The sequence below is a fragment of the Streptomyces sp. SID3343 genome (genome assembly GCF_009865215.1).
In the GTDB taxonomy this organism is placed as follows: Bacteria; Actinomycetota; Actinomycetes; order Streptomycetales; family Streptomycetaceae; genus Embleya.
The window spans coordinates 1-554 of sequence record NZ_WWJX01001499.1 but is presented as its reverse complement, the minus strand read 5'-3'; the positions used below and the strand labels follow the sequence as shown (position 1 = coordinate 554).

Below are 554 nucleotides of genomic sequence, written 5' to 3'. Positions count from 1 at the left end.
GGCGTCGAGCCGGACATCCTCGCCTACGTCGTCGACGTGTGCCGGGCCACCCGCTCCTCCCCGTCGCTGTCCATGGGGGTGTCACCGCGGGGCGCCACGGCCCTTCTCGCGGCCGCGCGCGCGTGGGCGTGGCTGGCGGGCCGCGACTACGTCACGCCGGACGACGTCAAGGCCCTCGCCCGGCCCGCCCTGCGCCACCGGGTGCGGCTGCGGCCCGAGGCCGAGATGGAAGGCGTCACCCCCGACGCGGTCATCGACTCCGTACTCGCGCACACCCCCGTCCCCCGCTAGCGGCGGGCGACCCTCCCCATGGCCCTGACCGGTCGAGCCGTCCTCGCCGCCGCCCTCGGCGTGCTCGTCGTCGGCCTGCTGCTGCCGTCCTGGTACGGCCTCCTCGTGGTCGAGGGTCTGGTCCTGCTCGGCGTGGTCACCGACCTGCTCCTGGCCGCCGGCGTGCGCGGCCTGACCTTCGAACGCGCCGGCGACACCGCGGTACGCCTGGGCGAACGCGCCGAGGTCACCCTGACGGTGAGCAACCCGGGCCCGCGGCCACT

2 pseudogenes are annotated in these 554 nt (G+C 76.2%); both read left to right on the top strand.

The features are described 5' to 3' along the window. A pseudogene (locus tag GT354_RS47520) lies at positions 1-291 on the top strand (AAA family ATPase); the annotation flags it as partial. Between the two features lie 18 nt (positions 292-309). Further along, positions 310-554, top strand: a pseudogene (locus GT354_RS47515) (DUF58 domain-containing protein); the annotation flags it as partial.